Below are 18,392 nucleotides of genomic sequence, written 5' to 3' on the forward strand. Positions count from 1 at the left end.
AGATGCCTTTTTTTCTTAAAATTCTTCCTACTTTTAGGAGATAGATGCTGTAAGAGCCATTAAATATTAAGCATACAACAAAACAAACAATGATACAGATGAAAAAGAATCTTTTTGCAATTGCCATTGCCGCAACAATGATGTTTACGGCCAACGAATCTTTTGCTCAGCTAAAGCTACCTGCAGCAAGTAGCTCACAGACAGTTACACAAGGATTGGGTATTGAAAACGTAACCCTTAATTACAGCAGACCTAGCATGAACGGTCGTAAGATCTTTGGCGATCTTGTTCCTTATAATGAAGTATGGCGTACAGGAGCAAATACCAATACCACATTAACCTTTGAAGGTGATGTTGAGTTGAATGGCCATAAGCTTTCTGCTGGAACCTACGCTCTTTTCACAATCCCGAACAAATCAGAGTGGACCATCATCATCAGTAAAAACACAAAACAATGGGGTGCCTATACCTATAAACAAACTGAAGATGCCTTACGCTTCAATGTTAAACCACAGACCTTAGCAAATCCAGTGGAGACATTTACCATTTCTTTTGACAATGTTACACCTACAGGCGCTGTATTGAGTCTCGCTTGGGAAAAAACGTCTGTAAAGGTTGATCTCAAAGTCAATCAACAGGCTAAAATATTAGCTTCTATTGACGAGGCTATGAAGGGTGAGAAAAAACCTTATTTTGCTGCAGCCCAATATTACTTCAGTAATAATTTAGATCTAAATAAAGCACTAAGCTGGTTTGACGAAGCTGCTAAAGCTCAACCCAAAGCCGCTCACGTCCTATATTGGAAAGCAAAAGCGCAATTAAAAGCTGGAGATAAAAAAGGTGCGATAGAAACAGCAACCAAAGGTCTTGAAGTTGCCACAGCAGATAAAAATGGTGAATACATCAAATTAAATACACAAGTGATCAACGCTGCAAAGAAATAGGTATCTCTATCTAAAAATGCCCCCAGAAAGTGTCTAACTTTTTGGGGGCATTGGCATTTAAAACCTTTTTTATAGCTCAGCTTTTTATTTTATAACTCGTCTTTTAGCAATTGCTCAAGTTCTTCTGGTGAAACGTTCATATTGACGTTTCCATCCTTCGCAAAAGATATCTCACCAGTCTCTTCAGAGACGATAACGGCAATCGCATCCGAGATTTCCGTCACTCCAATTGCAGCGCGATGCCGTAGTCCGAATTGCAGCGGTAAATCCTCACTATCCGACAATGGTAGCACACAAGATGCTGTCATAATCTTAAAATCAACAATAACCACCGCACCATCATGTAATGGGCTATTTTTATGAAAGATACTTTCAATCAAGCGCTTGGAGATATGGGCATCAATATACTCACCGCTGCTTTGATAATATTCCTCGTCAAAATACTTTGAGAAAACTAATAGAGCTCCCGTCCGTGTACGCGACATGCTTCTACAGGCTTCAATAACGGGTTTTAGATCCTCCGTCAAATCTTTTTGTATTGCCTTTTTATTCCCGATAAACGACCAAAAAACTTTTTTTCGTTTCATGGATATATTCTTTCCCACGTGTAGTAAGAACCGCCTGATTTCCTGCTGGAATACAACAATCAAAGCAATTGATCCTACGGATATAAAACCGCCAAATATCTCAGTCAGCAAGCGCATATGCATCTGTTTGACGACAATATAAACGCCATAAAACAGTGCTACGCCAATCAGGATATTAACGGCAATGGTCCCCCTAATCAAACTATAGATATAGTAGATAATAATCGCTACCAATATGATATCAATAACGTCCAATAGGCGAAAGCCGCTAAACAGGCTATAGTCGATTCCATCCATATATGCAAGTTAAAAAAAAATAGATATTATTTGTATTTTTACATCATAACATACAGGAAAATGACTAGACTTTCAGTAAATATCAATAAAATCGCAACGCTCAGAAATTCTAGAGGTGGCAATAACCCCAATCTAGTATCTGCGGCACTAGCCTGTGAACGTTTTGGCGCTCAAGGTATCACTGTGCATCCACGACCTGATGAAAGACATATTCGATATCAGGATGTTTTTGATCTAAAAGCAGAAATCCAGACCGAACTCAATATTGAAGGGAATTGCCAAGAACAGAAGTTTATTGACCTTGTATTGGCCAATAAACCAGCACAGGTAACCTTAGTGCCCGATACCGAAGGACAATTAACCTCTAACCATGGCTGGGATACCATTAAAAACAAAGCCTATCTACAAGATATGTGTAAATTGTTCAAAGATGCAGGTATACGTGTTTCTATCTTTGTTGATCCCGTCGAAGAAATGGTAGAGGCCGCGGCCGAAACAGGAACAGATCGCATTGAGCTCTATACAGAAGGATTTGCTACAGAGTATGGCTTCGATAAAGAACTTGCGATAAAACCCTATTTCAAAGCTGCATTAAAAGCACGTGAAGTTGGATTAGGTCTAAATGCAGGCCATGACCTGGACCTCAACAACCTGCAATATTTCAACCAGCACATTCCTGAGCTGCTGGAAGTAAGCATAGGCCATGCGCTTATATCCGATGCACTATACTTAGGGTTAGAGGAAACGATCAAACGTTACCTCGCTTGTTTGAAGTAGTGCAACATTCAGGGAATAGCGTTCATCAGGCAGCACCCTTGTGGTTGAGAAACTGCAAAAATATTCATTAAAACCTTCGTAATTTCGCTGTCACCAGTAGCTCCAAACGAGATCACAAAGGTTTTCTCTTGCTGAGAGAAAACACAGATTCATAAAAAAGGGCTTTCACAACGAAAGCCCTTTTTTATTGCACCCCAAATAGCGGTGTTATTGCTCAAATGGCAGTTGCTAATGAATTCCTTTAAAGATACGGTTCCAGCGAATTTTCGAAAGTCCTGTACCAATCTCATCCCAGCTCATCCAAGTAAATAAAGCCTTTCCGACAACATGATCTTCGGGAACAAATCCCCAACCTCTTGAATCCAAGGAATTATGGCGATTATCACCCATCATCCAAAAATAATCCATTTTAAACGTATAATGGTCTACTTTCACATCATTGATATAGATCCCATCCGAACGTTTTTCTAACTTATTGTTTTCGTAAACGCGGATCGCTCTTTCATAAATGGGCAGAGTCTGTGCATTTAATGCCACCGTCCATCCTTTCTTCGGGATTAAAATCGGCCCAAAATTGTCAAAATTCCATTTGTATTGTGGATCGTACGGATAAGCACCTTCACCACCAGGATTTCTTCTGATTTCTTTGACATTCGACCACGATTTTACTATAGCTAATTCATCTTTTGTCATGAACAACTGATAAACACCAGGCTGCTGATCTCCACCAGCCGCTTCTATTCTCAACTCCCGTAATCTATCCATATTTAATGGGGTACCATCCGTTAAGACGAGATAGTCCAATTGGCTTTCTGGAGGATCAAAACCCGGTTGATCGTTCACAAAGAGTTTAGCATCCTTCATGAAAATTTTATCGCCCGGCAATCCGACACAGCGTTTAATATAGTTCTCCCTTTTATCAATAGGTCTTGCCTGGATCGTAAATTGGGAATTGACAGTCTGCCAGCCATAAGCCCGAACAAGATCGTAATAACTTGCATTTTGGTTCTCGAGCGCGACAGTGTCACCTGCAGGAAAATTGAAAACAACAACATCATTACGCTCAATCTTTTGAAATCCTGGCAAACGCTTATAAGGTAGTTCAATCAATTCAGAATATGCTTTCCCACCAGTGATGGGCATCGTATGATGCGCAAAAGGAAAGGCAATCGGTGTGTTAGGAACCCGTGGTCCATAATTTAACTTGCTTACAAATAAGAAATCCCCGATCAACAAGGTACGCTCCATCGATCCTGTAGGAATCATATAAGCCTCGATCAGAAAACCACGAATAAGTGACGCTGCTACAGTTGCAAATACAATGGCATCTGCCCATTCACGTACCATGGATTTCTTGTACGGATATTTAATTTTATAATCTTTGTAAGATTCAAGTGCAATTTCGGCACGTTTCTCCTCGGTCAGTTCAATACCTTCCTGAGCAGCTGCCTTTAAATTCTTTGCATATAAACCATTCAAAAAACGCACATTGTTGTCCTTTGCCCACATGGGCAGAACGATAAAAGGCACTAAAACAGCAGCAGCATTCTCCCAAAACCGGCGTTTTCCAAAACAATGGATAAAATCAAGGTAAAGATTATAGAAAACAAAGACATTGACAATTGGCACGAGCAATAAAATTACCCACCATGTAGGTCTTCCCGTCAATTTTGCCTGAATATACTGGCTATAAAAAGGCACGATCGCTTCCCAGCCATTTCTGCCAGCTTTAACAAACAATTGCCACAAACCATATCCCGATATTGCTGTTAAAACCGCAAATATAATTAATCCCATAATCTACTAATTAGTACTATTTATTAAAATCAAAAATTTCAGTAACCTGATAGAAACCTTTTTTGCCATTCAACCATTCAGCAGCAACTACAGCTCCTAAAGCAAATCCATCACGGCTATGTGCGGTATGTTTAAATTCTATTTGGTCAACCTCAGAACTATAAAGTACCGTATGTGTTCCCGGAACCTCTTCAATTCGATGACTTTCTATTAAAAGTTCCTGTGGTTTTGGAATAAGCTCATCCTGTTCACCAACAACAGTATTTACCCAATTGGTTTTCACATCGCTATTATCCAATATCCCCTCTGCAATCGTAATTGCTGTACCACTTGGTGCATCCAATTTGTGAATGTGGTGTATTTCCTCTACCTGAACATCATATTGTTTATAAGGCTGCAATGCCTTCGCCAACATTCTATTGATATGGAAGAATACATTCACTCCGATAGAGAAGTTGGAGCCATACAAAATAGAACCATCAGCATCCAAACACTTCGCCTTAACATCCTCCAGTTGATCATACCAACCGGTTGTTCCGACGACAATAGGTACACCTGCCTCAAGACAAAGATTCATATTATCCAATGCTGCAGAAGGTACACTAAAGTCTATTGCGACATCAGCACCTTTAATATCATCAGCAGTCAGGTTAGGACGATTATGTTCATCGACAACTAAAAAAATTTGATGGCCTCTTTTCAGCGCGTATCTTTCGATAATCTGCCCCATTTTGCCATATCCCAAGAGAATGATGTTCATATATTTAGAAAAAAGTATAGTTTATTTTTAAAATTAAAAAATTTCAATGAAATACCCATGTTTAAAACCATAAACCCGTATGAAAATAAAACTGTTCAGTCCTTATTGTCTTAAATTTGCTTGGGCTATATGAATCCCTTAATAAAGAAATAAACTCATGAATAAACAAAAGGAATCAAAATATAACCTTTAAAACAGGAGATTTTAATTGAATTTCATGGTCAATTTAAGTCCGACCGTAGGTTTAAACGAATAAGTTCCCGACGCGAGACTAGCATCCATTAAAGTAGGTCCTATTAAGAAAGCCGTTTTTTTGGGTTTATCATCACCGATACTCCAGCGATATTTAAGCATCGAGTCGATATAAGCTTCTGCGACATTCAGGCCATAAACACCTAACGTAAGTAGCACCATGAGATCTCGATTTCGCCGCGCATTATCTTTTGCCCGGATGATAGATTGGTCGGAGATTCCGATGTAATAAGGATCAATCGGCTTACCAAGAGCTTTGTCTTGTAATACCCCCAGTAATTCCTTATAATAACGGTTATTAAAATCGAAAACAAGTACGGTTGTTATTAAGCCACCATAGATTGCAGGTACTTTTATCCACCAAACGCCGCCATTTGTATATTGTCCCCAGCCTGGAAGTACTAAAGAGCGCTTCCAAGCTTGTTTATTTTTTGCTTCGATAGCCAAACGGGTTGAATCTTTAAACACAACCTTCTCTTTCGCCTTCGCCTCCTCCTTCTCCCGTTTTTTACGTTCCTTCCGAGATTCCTTCTTTACGGTATCCTGTACCGATTTTTGCTTTATGCTATCTATTTTGACGGGTGCCAACTGTTTCTTAGGAATTGTATCCACAGTCTGTCCATGTACTACCGACAGTGCAAATACCGCAAATATCAAGCTTATTAACTTGGTCATATTACCAATCTAACAATTCAAGAATGCGACTTAAATCATCTTCCGATTCAAAAGGTATCTCAATAGCACCCTTTCCTTTGGTGCTCTTCAGATTCAATTTGACACGAGAAGAAAATTTCGACGCCAGATCATCTTCAATTTTCTGCAATTGAAAAGACATCGGAGCTTTATCTTTTCCAGCTTTTTTCTTACCGCCTTTTTGTAACTCACGAACCAACTCCTCCGCCTTACGGACGGATAAACCTTGATCAATAATCAACTTAAAGATATAAAGCTGCTTATCAACCTCTGGAATATTAATCAGGGCACGAGCATGTCCCATAGTCAAGGCTCCATCGCGTATTGCCGCTTGAATGACAGGTGGAAGTTTTAATAAACGGAGATAATTTGTAACAGTAGAACGGTTTTTACTAACACGTTCACCCAATTCTTCCTGTTTTAAATTACACTCCTCAATCATGCGCTGAAAGCTTAAGGCTACTTCAATAGCATTTAAGTTCTCCCGTTGAATATTCTCAATCAGGGCCATCTCCAGCATCTGCTGGTCGTTGGCGGTACGGATATACGCTGGAATTTCGGTGATACCGGCCAAGCGCGAAGCGCGGAGACGCCGCTCTCCGGAAATCAACTGATAATTTCCGTCCGAAATTTTACGTACGGTAATCGGCTGAATTAAACCCTGTAAAATAATCGATTCCGATAACTCCTGTAAGGCAACCGGATCAAATTCTGTACGCGGCTGAAAAGGGTTGACAGATATTTCTTCTACACGGACATGGCTGATACTGCCATTCTCTTTTGTTGTTTTTACTGCAGTTGGTGTAACTAGAGGAGCTTCTTCCACTTGCTGATTACCTTTAGCAGGAACTTCTACACTATCGTTTAATAGCGCACCTAAGCCTCTTCCCAGTCCTGTTTTACGCTGATGTGCTGCCATATTATGCGGTTACTGTTTTATTCATTTCATTAAGATGCCCATTTTTCTGTAAAATCTCGCGTGCCAAATTCAAATAATTTATTGCCCCTTTGCAGGACGCATCATGCATGATAACAGAAATTCCAAAGCTTGGAGCTTCGCTCAAACGGGTATTTCGCTGAATAATCGTATCAAAAACTAAATCTGTGAAATGTGTTTTCACTTCCTCGACCACCTGATTTGACAATCTTAAACGAACATCATACATGGTCAACAAAATTCCTTCGATCTCCAAACTTGTATTTAAACGGTTTTGAACAATTTTAATTGTGTTCAACAACTTACCAAGTCCTTCTAGGGCAAAGTATTCGCACTGTACCGGAATGATAACTGAGTCCGAAGCAGATAGTGCATTGATTGTAATTAAGCCTAAGGAAGGTGAACAATCGATGATAATAAAATCATAATCCTGTTTCACCTGATCCAAGATTTTTTTCATCTTGTACTCCCTTTCGTGCATATTGATCATCTCAATTTCTGCCCCAACCAAATCAATATGAGCCGGTAAAAGATCCAAATTTGGCGTTTCTGTTGATTGAATAGCCTCACGAGGATCCAAATCATTCACTAAACATTCGTATACACTTGCGCTGATTGTACGAGGGTCAAAGCCAATCCCAGAAGTAGAGTTTGCTTGGGGATCTGCATCGACCAACAATGTTTTATATTCTAAAACCGCCAAACTAGCCGCCAAATTAATTGACGTTGTGGTTTTTCCGACCCCACCCTTTTGATTTGCGATTGCAATTACTTTTCCCATCTTGAATGAAAACCTTTCTTAATTAAAATGTCATTTTATACTACATTTCACGTCTCTGAAGATCAATTTGCCCAAATTTTAATCTGCGATTCAAATTAACAAAACTAATTCAGCATATTTCGTACTTTTGATTGATCGAAAGCACATATCCTCAGGATGCTAAGATACAAAAAATCAAGATATGTATCCACTTTGAAAATGCGCTTTTTATAAGTATCAACAACACAATGATTTTAATAATATCCGGAACAAACCGTCCCAATAGTAAGACGTTAAAAATAGCAAAATGCTACCAGCAATTACTTGATCGTAAGTCAATTGAAAGTAACATCTTTTCGTTGGAAGATCTACCAGCAAACATTTTAGAAACAGATCTTTACGGAAAAAGAAGCACCGCATTTGAACCCATCCAAGAAATGGTAAGTAAAGCTGAGCTATTTATTTTCATCGCTCCCGAATACAATGGAAGTATTCCAGGAGCACTGAAACTGTTCATTGACTGCTGTACATTTCCGATTAGTTTTTATCACAAGAAAGCTGCATTGGTTGGGTTATCCTCAGGTCGCTATGGCAACCTCCGCGGCATAGATCACCTGACGGGCATATGCCACTACTTAAGAATGCACGTGCTTCCCCTTAAGATCTTTCTACCCAATGTTCAGAACGAACTGAATGATGAAGGGCAGTTATTCAAAGAAGATACGCTGCAATTTATCAACGAACAGATTGAGGAGATTATCCGGTTTTAATACGCTAGTTTTAGTAGCCATGATAGCGAATTCACCTTAAAACTAATCCTACTCGCGAACAGTGAAACAAGGATTCCGTAGCGTGAAACAAGAATAAAAAACAAAGGGCATCACAAAACCTGATACGAAAGAAGCCTCCGGCAAACACCGGAGGCTTCTTTCGTATCATACGCTAATCTAATTCTTAAGACAAGCAATCCGGGATCTAATAGCCGAAGATCTCTTTAAGATCCAGCTTTTTAACCTCGCCCAGTTTCGCAAGATCCTCTGGCTTAAGACTTTCTTCCTTCGCTACAATACAATAAACGTACGGCTTTTGACTCATCTCTTTCTTATGGAAAGTGCTTAGGTCACCATAAGTTAATTTTGGCGCTTGCTCATAGACAACTTTACGAATATCAGTTGCATTTCCCAAACGTTGTGCAGCTAGATAACTACCTAATATAGACGCATTCAACACACGTTCACTGGCAATTGATTTTTCCAGACTTACTTTCGCAATATCCAACCCTTTAGCGCTTTCAGGCAACACATCCAGCAGCTCATTCATGCCTTTAATCGCATCGTTAAACTTATCAGCCTGCGTCCCAACATAGGCCCCAACGGTGTAATGGTTTTCTTTTTTATAAGGCTGTCCATAATAGGCATAAGTTGAATAAGCCAATGCTTTCGATTCACGGATAGTCTGGAAGACAATACTTCCCATGCCGCCACCAAAGTAATTATTAAACAGAGAAACAGTCGGTGTCAAGGCACTACTGTATACTCCTGAGCTTCTATACCAAAATACTTCAGCCTGCTTCATTTCGAAATTAGCAAAAAGGACCTGGTTCTTGCTTGTTGGCAATTCTGCGAACACGACCGCCTTTTTCGCCGGAATATACTCTCCAGCCCCTTGTTTCAAAGGCTTCGCTTTCGCTACAAATTCCGCGGCAGTTAACGGGCCAAAATAAAGCATCGTATGTTTCATATTAGCCAAATCGTGCAATGCCTTCACCAAATCCTCCGCTTTTAAAGCATCCAATTCCGCGTCTGTAAACACATTATTAAATGGATTTTTAGCGCCGTATTTAGCATAAGATTTTAGGCCCTCCATGATCGCTCCCTTGTTTTCTTTCGCATTTGCTCTCGCTTTTTTAAGACGGGCAATATACATTTTGAAAGCCTCCTGGTCAGCAACACAATTACGCAATAAATCCTGAATCAAGTTCTGTGTAGCTATAAAGTTTGAATTCAAGCCTGAAATCGACACCATAGTTTCTTCATTTCCTGCAGACACTGAAAAATCAGACGCCAATTGATAAAAATCCTTGCTAAACTGCTCACTGGATTTATCTTTTGTACCTAAAAATTCTAGATAACCCGCAGCCAATGAAAGCAATTTATTGCTCCATTTTCCACCATCAAAACGATAAGACAGCGAAAACAGTTCATTATCTGAGTTCTTTACAGCAAGTACTGGCAAACCGTTTGCAGTAGCCTTCTGAATATCTTTGTTATAATCTACCCATACCGGCTGAATTTTATCCTCTGGCAATGCTTCTACTTTCTTCAAGAAATCAGACTGGTCATCACGATTGACCGTTACGGGAGTAATCTCAGGTTTAACAACTTTAACGACATTATTATCAACTCCCTTACGCTTATAAACAACAACATAATTATTGTCATTCAAATATTTGTTAGCAAAATCAACCACATCTTGCTTGGTGATTTTATTCAACTCATCCGAATAGCCCACGACAGACGCCCAATCCTGACCCGAAGTAAAGGCATCCATCAATGATTCAGCACGATCACCATAACTTTCATTTTGCTTGATTTCGTCTTTCTTAGCGTTGTTCACAATCGCCGTGATCAGCTCATGCGAAAACTCTCCTTTTCTCAATTTTGCCAATTCTTGTAACAGCAGCTGTTGCACCTGTTCCAAGCTCTGTCCCTGACCAGGATTACCCTGCAACAGAAGCAGAGAATAGTCTTTTAACACATACGGAAAAGCACCTGCACCTAATAATTTTTGATTCTTCACCAAATCCAGATCAATCAGACCGGCAGAACCATTTGTCAAGATCTGACTCATCAGATTGAGCATACGGGCATCCTTTGTTGCAGCGCCAGGAAAACGGAATCCCATTAACATAAATTCAGCATCCGGACCTTTAACCTCGCGGACAACAGGAGTTAAAATTGGTTTCTCTGCATCAAACGTGTAGGCCGGAATTTCTTTCGCCTGCATAAAAGCAAAGGCCTTATCCACCTTTTTCACCACCTCTGTAGGATCAAAATCACCCGACATAATAACCCCCATATTGTTAGGGACATAGTAGGTGTGAAAATATTCACGAATCGCTTTCAAAGATGGGTTTTTAAGGTGCTCTACAGTACCAATTGTCGTCTGCTTTCCATAATTATTATTAGGAAAAGCAGCTGAAAACATCGATTCTACAGCCTTACGATTATCTTTATCCAGACTGATATTTTTCTCTTCATACACAGCTTCCAGCTCAGTATGGAACAGACGCAATACCGGATATCTAAACCGTTCTGCCTGTACAGCGAGATACTTATCCATTACATTACTAGGAATTTGCTCCTGATAGACTGTCTGCTCAAATGAGGTGAATGCATTAGTACCTTCCGCCCCCATTGATGCCATCAATTTATCGTACTCATTCGCAATAGCATATTTCGCAGCCTCTCCAGATACTTTATCGATTTCCTTATAGATTGCTTTCCGTTCGGTTTCATCTGTTGTACCATTGTATTTCTCATAGAGCGCATCAATCTGATCTAACAAAGGTTTTTCCTTTGCCCAGTCTTTAGAACCAAATTTATCGGTTCCTTTAAACAGCATATGCTCCAGATAATGGGCCAAACCGGTGTGATCTTTCGGGTCTGTTTTGCTCCCCGCTTTTGTCGCAATGTAAGTTTGGATACGTGGTTCTTTTTTGGTCGGGCTCAAAATCACCGTTAAGCCATTTTTTAACTTGTAAAACCGTGAATGTGTAGGGTCATTCGTGACGTACTTGTAGGTGTAACCCCCCTCAGATGCTTCTTTCCAATCAAATTTGGCGTTTTGAGCAAACAAAGCACACCCTGCTGTTGTTAGTGCAAACGTAACAGCAGTAATTCTAAATAGGTTTTTAATCATATTTCCTTTTTCTTTTCACCTCAAACTTAGATAAATTGCTTTTTATATGCAATATAATTAAAGACATAAACAATAATTATTTACCCATTTGACAGCCTGATAGTTAAGCTGCCTAATTTCTCTCACCACTAACCGACATGGTGTGGCTGAAAAATGGCATTTTTTATAACTTGATTTCGCTACTGTTTAAATACTGTTGTTACAATGATATATCATTCTTATTTTTGCAAAAATTTTAAAAAACGCTAACGTTTTATTTCATGAGATCAAGAATACTTGCTTTTGTGGCCCTGACACTGCTCTCCTTTCGTGCCACAGCACAGGTCACACCCCGAATAGAAAATCCGAATGACACTTTACAAAGCCGTACCCCAGCTAAGACGAGACTTATATTCCAACTTGAACATGAAAGCGGGGGCGAACTCAAATTCAATGAGCGCTCCAAAGAAACCCTTGCTGACTCATACTATAGTGGGTTAAATTTTAGAGTCGGTTTTCAGACCCAGTTTCAAGACTCATTAAAGAGTATTTACAATGAAATATACAACTATCCAATATACGGCATAGGCATCTACAGCAGTACTTTTGGTCAGGAGCACCTCGGACGACCTTTCGCCGCCTATGGCTTTGTTGCCATTCCTATTCGGCCAAAAGTAAATTCAAGATGGAATTTCAACTACCGCATTGCGCTCGGTCTTTCCGGGAGATTCAACCCCTACAATGAGGAGGACAATCCGTTCAACCTACTTATTGGCAGCAAAAACAATGTATTTATTGATCTTGGACTTCAGGTCAACTACCGCCTAAATAAAAACTTTCAGGTAGGGGCTGGTGCAGCCTTCCACCACTTCAGCAATGGCGCCCTGGCATTACCGAACACAGGGATAAACCTCGTCCCCTTGAGCCTATCGGTTTCGTATACACCAACAAACAAGCCTTTTGATTATAGAAAAAGTAGTATTCCACAAATGGAGAAAACAGAGGAACTCCATTTCAACTATGCCTTTGGCTTCAAACAGATTGATCGCGAACACGATAGCCAATATTTTAAATCTATGCTAGGTGCATACTACAGCAAGCATTTCGGCTACAAATGGCGGCTTGGCGCTGGGTTTGATGCATTTTATTCAGCCAGTGGAAACGACGAGAAGGTTGCCGGCGACAAAGCCGGAAAATTCTCCGCCTTATTTTCTTACGGCCCCGCATTCTACATTGATCATGTGTTAAATTCACGCCTTTATATCAACGGAAATGTAGGAGTCTATCTTCATCGCAACGAATTCAATGGCGAGAGCATGCCCGTGTATTTAAGAGCAGGAGTACGTTATAAAGTTTACAAAGATTTCTTTGCCGGTGTTTCCATTAAAGCCCATGGCGGTAAAGCTGATTTTATTGAATGGACAACAGGTTACGGAATTAAACTAGGGAAGAAACGGAAATAGTTAGAAAATAAATGCGAAAGATTCCCGAGATAGATTGAATACCGGATCGGGGACTTTCAAATTTACAGCGAATTCAGCCCATAAAAAAAGCGTTCATGAAGAACGCTTTTTTTATCGTGGGGATTACTGGGTTCGAACCAGTGACCCCTACCTTGTCGAGGTAGTGCTCTAAACCAGCTGAGCTAAACCCCCTAACGAAAAAAAAGCACCAATTGATGATGCTTTTGTGGAGGCTACAGGATTCGAACCTGTGACCCTCTGCTTGTAAGGCAGATGCTCTGAACCAGCTGAGCTAAGCCTCCGTTTTGGATTGGTGGAGAATACTGGATTCGAACCAGTGACCCTCTGCTTGTAAGGCAGATGCTCTGAACCAGCTGAGCTAATTCTCCGACTTTGTATGGTGGAGGCTACAGGATTCGAACCTGTGACCCTCTGCTTGTAAGGCAGATGCTCTGAACCAGCTGAGCTAAGCCTCCATACTTTTTTAAAGAACGCCGTTCCCTAATTGCGTGTGCAAATATAGCTTAAAAATTCTATTCTCAAAATTATTTTATAAGATTTTATGCCTTTAATATCACAACAAGCTAAGAAACACCGAAATAATTTTTAATCATAGAACTTCCAAGAAATACCAAATCTAAAATTAGCACTATTCATCGGATAACGTCTGACCGTATAGTAACCATGCGGATAGAAGTTCTGATTTAAAAAATTATAACTCAAAAACATATTCACCCGTTGTATATTCGCTGTAATCCATAGATCCATGATTGGATATGTCGAAAACTCAATCTGTTTGTAAGCATTGTAAAACTGTCCCGTCCCAATTGAATAATTCGGATTGGCATAAGGTGTATTGAACTTTGCGTCCAGACCGATACTATAATCAATAACTTTATAAAACAGGTTACTGTAATACAAACTATGCCAAGTATACAGCTCCGGAACAGCCAGTGTGTTCTGTTGATCTGTCTTTTGATAGACCACGAGATTATCGAGGGTAAAATGGTTTAATTTAAATTTTTGTCCAACACTTACCTTCAACAAATTCGCTTTGTCCAATTGTGCCGGAACAATCCATTTATCCTTTTTAGGATCGTTCTGTGGATTGGACAACTCTTCGAAATAGGTATAATTGTTCATCAAAAAATACTCCACCTTACCATGGAAACCAAGCATCGGATTGGCATATTGAAAACCCAGATTCTGAATTTTCGTCTTTTTAAGATCTAAATCATTCCATTTTCCGTAGGTATAATTTAAATTCTCGAAAACCATCTCTGGCGATTTATTCTGTGAATAAGCCGACAGGGTCACCTTTCCAATTTTATCCCCCATGGAGATATCCGCTTTAGCTTCATACAAGAAATCCCCAAAGTTGTGACCAAATACAATCTGATTCGCTTTTAAACTAAAATCAAGACGATCTGAAAACTTATACCCTAATTCACCTTTCACGATTCCATTTTGATAAAAGCGATCAAATGTGGTGCTATCCGGCAATTTCTTCAGCGGCTGTGGATAGGCTGAAGTATTGTTATAATAGCGCATGGAGTCCAACTGATGCTGCTCCACCCAGTTCATGTCGTGCTGAAAAGCCAAATTTAGTTTCGCCTCATTCTTAAAGACCGACTTTCCTCTGAGAAAAAAGTTATATTCAAATTCATTGGAAACATTCGTGATCAGCGTCTTATCACTGTTCAGCGCCAATGCCTTATTATTGTAAGGCAATGCCGCATTTTGGTCATCCATGTTCTTGAAGAAATTATAGGTCTGTCTTCTTATGCGCGTATTATGCGCCATGCTATTGGTCGGATGGATCTGCATGGTCGGCTTTCCTTTATCGATTGTATCCAATCGCCCTAAATAAAGCGATTGACGTAGAAACAATGAGTTATCCCACCATTTGGATCGCGGTACATTTGTTTTACTCGGATCATTGAATTTCGGTATAAACCGGTCCGGAGACTGCCTGTTTCCGGGTGCAAATGGAAGATCCTCCGTAATAGAACCATTCTCCATGGCATCCAAACGATTAAATACTGCATTGATCAACAAATTATACCGGTTATTTTTCGATTCATACCAAGACGCAACTGAAGCCTTTAAATCCGAATAATTCTGCCCAAGATAAAATCCATCCGTTTTGGTCGAATGGAAATCGACATTCATATTCCACTGAGAATTGATATTCTGTGCTACCCGTGCCCTAAAGACTTGGTCATTAAAAAAGAATCCCACAGCCGACAGTTCGGAGTACCTCGCCCGGGCCCTAAAATATTGGATCGAATCGGGGTTCAATAAATAACGTTCCAATGCTGTAAAACCAGACTGAAAGCCAATGGTCTTTTTAGGTTGGAACAATAGATCCCGTGTAGCAAGACCATAAGCCCCAAGGTTCACGCTGGGATTCCAGGGTAAATTCTGCGGATTATAATATTGATAATTATGATGTGATGTATCGATCTGCCGTGTATAAGTTCCTTTTTTTAACATATCCAGTGTGGCATATCGGATATACTTCGCAGAAAGGATGACAGAATCTTTCTTCCCATCTTCCTTTGCCCTAGCCGAATCCAATGCACTACTCCACTCTTCCTTGCTCTGGGCAATAACATCCATGGAATAAACAAATAAAACACACCATGCGGCAAGTATGCGTACGATCAACTTCATCTAAAATTATATAAAAACCAAAAAAGCTAAATTCACCTGAATGAACAAATTACTCTCAAATATCCACCAATCCATCAACTTTGGCCATCAAAGATGATACATGAAAAGACAATTTATTGCAAAGCTATTAATTCTTTCAAAATTAATGTCATTTTAGGTTCCGCTTTCTCCGCAACACTGACAATTTCCTGCAAGGAAACGGGTTTAAGATCCTCGTAAAAACCTTCATCCGTAACAACAGAAATCGCAAATACCGGAAGCGCCATATGATTAGCGACAATTACTTCTGGAACGGTACTCATACCGACCACATCGCCACCGATCAGACGCATATAGCGATATTCCGCTTTTGTTTCCAGATTTGGACCTGCAGAGGAAACATAAACAACTTTTCGTGCATTAATATCATGCTTTGCTGCGATCTCAAGAGCCTGTACGATCATTTCTCGGTTATAAGCCTCACTCATATCGGGAAATCGTGGACCAAACTCGGCCAAATTCTGTCCGCGTAGCGGATTATCCGGCAACAAATTGATATGATCTTCAATAATTCCAAGGTCACCTTTTTTCACATCAGGATTCAGGGAGCCCGCAGCGTTGGAAACAAACAATTTTTGTACCCCCAAAACTTTCATGATACGGATCGGAAAGGTAATTTGTTGCATATCGTAACCTTCATAATAATGCAACCTCCCCTGCATAGCAACCACATTGCGGCCACTCAATTTTCCAAAAATGAGCTTACCAGAATGAAATTCAACAGTCGAAATGGGGAAATTTGGTATATTGGAATACATCAGCTGATACTCGACTTCAATTTCATCCACCAACTTACCTAAACCAGTACCTAGGATGATACCGAACTCTGGAGTAAAATCTCCAATTTTTCTACGGATAAACTCCGTAGTCTCATTTATGCTATGATACATACGTACAGAAAAACTTAGTATATCAAACTTAACTTAATTTTTCTGTACGTACAAATCAAAATCAATACTTGTATTTACATCTTCTCACCAATGGAGAAACTTTTTATCACTGGAATGCATTAATTATGGGACAATGCTTTTTCACTTGCTTTACCTGGAGAACTGATCAAAAGCATCACAAACGTGATAAAACCATTAATAATGATCAAATCCAATCCGATAACATAAGGTGTATACACTTCAATAACATAGGTTTTAAGCAAAAATAAGACGGTAGGCGAAAGTACACAGATATAAGGTACAGCGTTATCCCGCACGGCATATTTTGTGAATATTCCGAAAACGAATAAACCCAATAAAGGTCCATAGGTATAACTCGCCGCAGTAAAGATTGCATTGACGACCGAGTCATCATTGATCAGCTTAAAGACCAGAATAACCAACAGCATCACAATGGAAAAACCAAAATGCACATAATTACGCTGCTTGATCAGCGCTGGATCATTGGGATTTTCTTTTTTATTGAAATTTAGAAAGTCCACACAGAAAGATGTTGTCAATGCCGTTAGCGCACTATCTGTCGTTGCAAAAGTAGCAGCCGTTAACCCCATCATAAAGATGATTGCAGGAACAATAGCCAAGTGGTTTAATGCAATTTCTGGGTACAAATAATCGCGTGTTGCTAATTGAGTCACATCAATTCCGTTTTTAGCCGCATAGATATACAGCAAAGCACCGACAGCTAAAAAGAAAATATTAATGACCACAAAAACACTTGTAAAAGTGATCATGTTCTTTTGGGCTTCTTTAATGGTCCCCATCGATAAGTTCTTTTGCATTAGATCCTGATCAAGCCCAGTCATCGCAATGGTCACAAAAATTCCTCCCAAGAATTGTTTCCAAAAATTTGCTTTACTGCCGACAAAATCATCCCAGAAAAAGATCTTGGAATAACTACTTTCTTTTACAGCCTCGAAAGTATCGACGATACCAAAATCTAATCCTTTGGCCATAAAATAGATAGAGAGAATTACTGCGGTCACTAAAAAGGTAGTCTGTAGGGTATCTGTCACAATAATCGTCTTTAAGCCACCCTTGTTTGTATACATCCAGATTAACACCAAACATATAACGACCGTAATCGCGAAAGGCACATTCCAGGCATCAAAAATAAAATGCTGCAATACGATTGCGACCAGATAAAGACGAAACGCCGAACCGATCGTACGGGAAACCAAAAAAATAGCAGCACCGGTCTTGTACGTGGTGTGCCCAAAACGTTCTTCCAAATACGTATAAATGGAAGTCAAGTTCATTCTATAATAGAGCGGAAGCAATACATAGGCAATAATGACAAAACCAACGGCGTTCCCAAGAACAAATTGAAAATAGCTAAATTCAGACGCACCGACTGCGCCGGGAACCGAGATAAAAGTTACGCCGGAGAGCGCGGTACCGATCATCCCAAAGGCGACCATATACCATTTAGAGTTCCGGTTTGCGACAAAAAAAGTCGAGTTATCGGAAGCTCCCTTCGAGGTGAAGTGAGCTACAGCAAGCAGAACTGCAAAATAGATTATTATAAAAGATAATAATATTACTGGTGACATAGTTTGTTTT

The 18,392-nt window shown here is 39.8% G+C and carries 14 protein-coding genes and 4 tRNA genes; 4 read left to right on the forward strand and 14 right to left on the reverse strand.

Features of this window, described 5'->3' with window-relative positions; genetic code table 11:
* Positions 1-98: 98 nt before the first annotated feature.
* Positions 99-944 carry a DUF2911 domain-containing protein gene (locus tag B4Z47_RS13575; RefSeq protein WP_070561502.1) on the forward strand — a complete coding sequence of 282 codons (846 nt, stop codon included), beginning with the start codon at positions 99-101 and terminating at the stop codon, positions 942-944.
* 89 nt (positions 945-1,033) lie between these two features.
* Here the strand turns inward: B4Z47_RS13575 and cdaA are convergent, their stop codons facing one another.
* Positions 1,034-1,828 carry a diadenylate cyclase CdaA gene (gene cdaA / locus B4Z47_RS13580; RefSeq protein ID WP_046672648.1) on the reverse strand — a complete coding sequence of 265 codons (795 nt, stop codon included), beginning with the start codon at positions 1,826-1,828 and terminating at the stop codon, positions 1,034-1,036.
* A gap of 60 nt (positions 1,829-1,888) precedes the next feature.
* On the opposite strand from cdaA, the gene B4Z47_RS13585 reads away from it, so the two are divergent.
* Positions 1,889-2,605, forward strand: coding sequence for a pyridoxine 5'-phosphate synthase (locus B4Z47_RS13585; protein WP_046672649.1), 717 nt, complete (start codon positions 1,889-1,891; stop codon positions 2,603-2,605).
* Between the two features lie 228 nt (positions 2,606-2,833).
* On the opposite strand, the gene lepB is transcribed toward B4Z47_RS13585, so the two are convergent.
* The 5 genes from lepB to B4Z47_RS13610 all read right to left on the reverse strand — a co-directional run bounded on the left by lepB (position 2,834) and on the right by B4Z47_RS13610 (position 7,825).
* Positions 2,834-4,402: a signal peptidase I gene (gene lepB, locus B4Z47_RS13590; RefSeq protein WP_115046440.1), complete on the reverse strand. Its 1,569-nt coding sequence runs from the start codon at positions 4,400-4,402 to the stop codon at positions 2,834-2,836.
* A 16-nt stretch (positions 4,403-4,418) separates the two neighbouring features.
* The gene (gene dapB / locus B4Z47_RS13595; RefSeq protein WP_070561291.1) at positions 4,419-5,162 is read right to left on the reverse strand and encodes a 4-hydroxy-tetrahydrodipicolinate reductase; all 744 of its coding nucleotides are present in this window, start codon (positions 5,160-5,162) and stop codon (positions 4,419-4,421) included.
* A 204-nt stretch (positions 5,163-5,366) separates the two neighbouring features.
* Positions 5,367-6,089, reverse strand: coding sequence for a DUF5683 domain-containing protein (locus tag B4Z47_RS13600; RefSeq protein WP_112375040.1), 723 nt, complete (start codon positions 6,087-6,089; stop codon positions 5,367-5,369).
* 1 nt (position 6,090) lies between these two features.
* Positions 6,091-7,026 (reverse strand): ParB/RepB/Spo0J family partition protein, encoded by a 936-nt coding sequence (locus B4Z47_RS13605; protein WP_112375041.1) that lies wholly within the window; start codon positions 7,024-7,026, stop codon positions 6,091-6,093.
* A 1-nt stretch (position 7,027) separates the two neighbouring features.
* Positions 7,028-7,825, reverse strand: coding sequence for a ParA family protein (locus B4Z47_RS13610; protein ID WP_070561294.1), 798 nt, complete (start codon positions 7,823-7,825; stop codon positions 7,028-7,030).
* Positions 7,826-8,052: 227 nt separating this feature from the next.
* On the opposite strand from B4Z47_RS13610, the gene B4Z47_RS13615 reads away from it, so the two are divergent.
* Positions 8,053-8,574 carry an NADPH-dependent FMN reductase gene (locus B4Z47_RS13615; protein ID WP_112375441.1) on the forward strand — a complete coding sequence of 174 codons (522 nt, stop codon included), beginning with the start codon at positions 8,053-8,055 and terminating at the stop codon, positions 8,572-8,574.
* Positions 8,575-8,779: 205 nt separating this feature from the next.
* Here B4Z47_RS13615 and B4Z47_RS13620 read toward each other — a convergent pair whose 3' ends face one another.
* Positions 8,780-11,725, reverse strand: coding sequence for a M16 family metallopeptidase (locus B4Z47_RS13620; protein WP_115046438.1), 2,946 nt, complete (start codon positions 11,723-11,725; stop codon positions 8,780-8,782).
* A gap of 260 nt (positions 11,726-11,985) precedes the next feature.
* Here B4Z47_RS13620 and B4Z47_RS13625 point away from each other — a divergent pair, with 260 nt between their 5' ends.
* Positions 11,986-13,167 carry an acyloxyacyl hydrolase gene (locus B4Z47_RS13625; protein WP_083295768.1) on the forward strand — a complete coding sequence of 394 codons (1,182 nt, stop codon included), beginning with the start codon at positions 11,986-11,988 and terminating at the stop codon, positions 13,165-13,167.
* Positions 13,168-13,284: 117 nt separating this feature from the next.
* Here B4Z47_RS13625 and B4Z47_RS13630 read toward each other — a convergent pair.
* The 7 genes from B4Z47_RS13630 to B4Z47_RS13660 form a co-directional block, all read right to left on the reverse strand.
* Positions 13,285-13,359, reverse strand: a tRNA-Val gene (locus tag B4Z47_RS13630).
* Positions 13,360-13,394: 35 nt separating this feature from the next.
* Positions 13,395-13,469, reverse strand: a tRNA-Val gene (locus B4Z47_RS13635).
* 9 nt (positions 13,470-13,478) lie between these two features.
* Positions 13,479-13,556, reverse strand: a tRNA-Val gene (locus B4Z47_RS13640).
* A gap of 9 nt (positions 13,557-13,565) precedes the next feature.
* A tRNA-Val gene (locus B4Z47_RS13645) sits at positions 13,566-13,643 on the reverse strand.
* 130 nt (positions 13,644-13,773) lie between these two features.
* Entirely contained in the window at positions 13,774-15,843 is a 2,070-nt protein-coding gene (locus tag B4Z47_RS13650; protein ID WP_112375043.1) for a putative porin, read from the reverse strand.
* 113 nt (positions 15,844-15,956) lie between these two features.
* Entirely contained in the window at positions 15,957-16,772 is an 816-nt protein-coding gene (locus B4Z47_RS13655; protein ID WP_115046437.1) for a purine-nucleoside phosphorylase, read from the reverse strand.
* Between the two features lie 119 nt (positions 16,773-16,891).
* Complete coding sequence (locus B4Z47_RS13660; RefSeq protein WP_115046435.1) at positions 16,892-18,382, reverse strand: sodium:solute symporter; 1,491 nt, start codon at positions 18,380-18,382, stop codon at positions 16,892-16,894.
* Between the last annotated feature and the right edge of the window lie 10 nt (positions 18,383-18,392).

The sequence above is a fragment of the Sphingobacterium sp. UBA2610 genome, from assembly GCF_002339225.1.
In the GTDB taxonomy this organism is placed as follows: Bacteria; Bacteroidota; Bacteroidia; order Sphingobacteriales; family Sphingobacteriaceae; genus Sphingobacterium; species Sphingobacterium multivorum.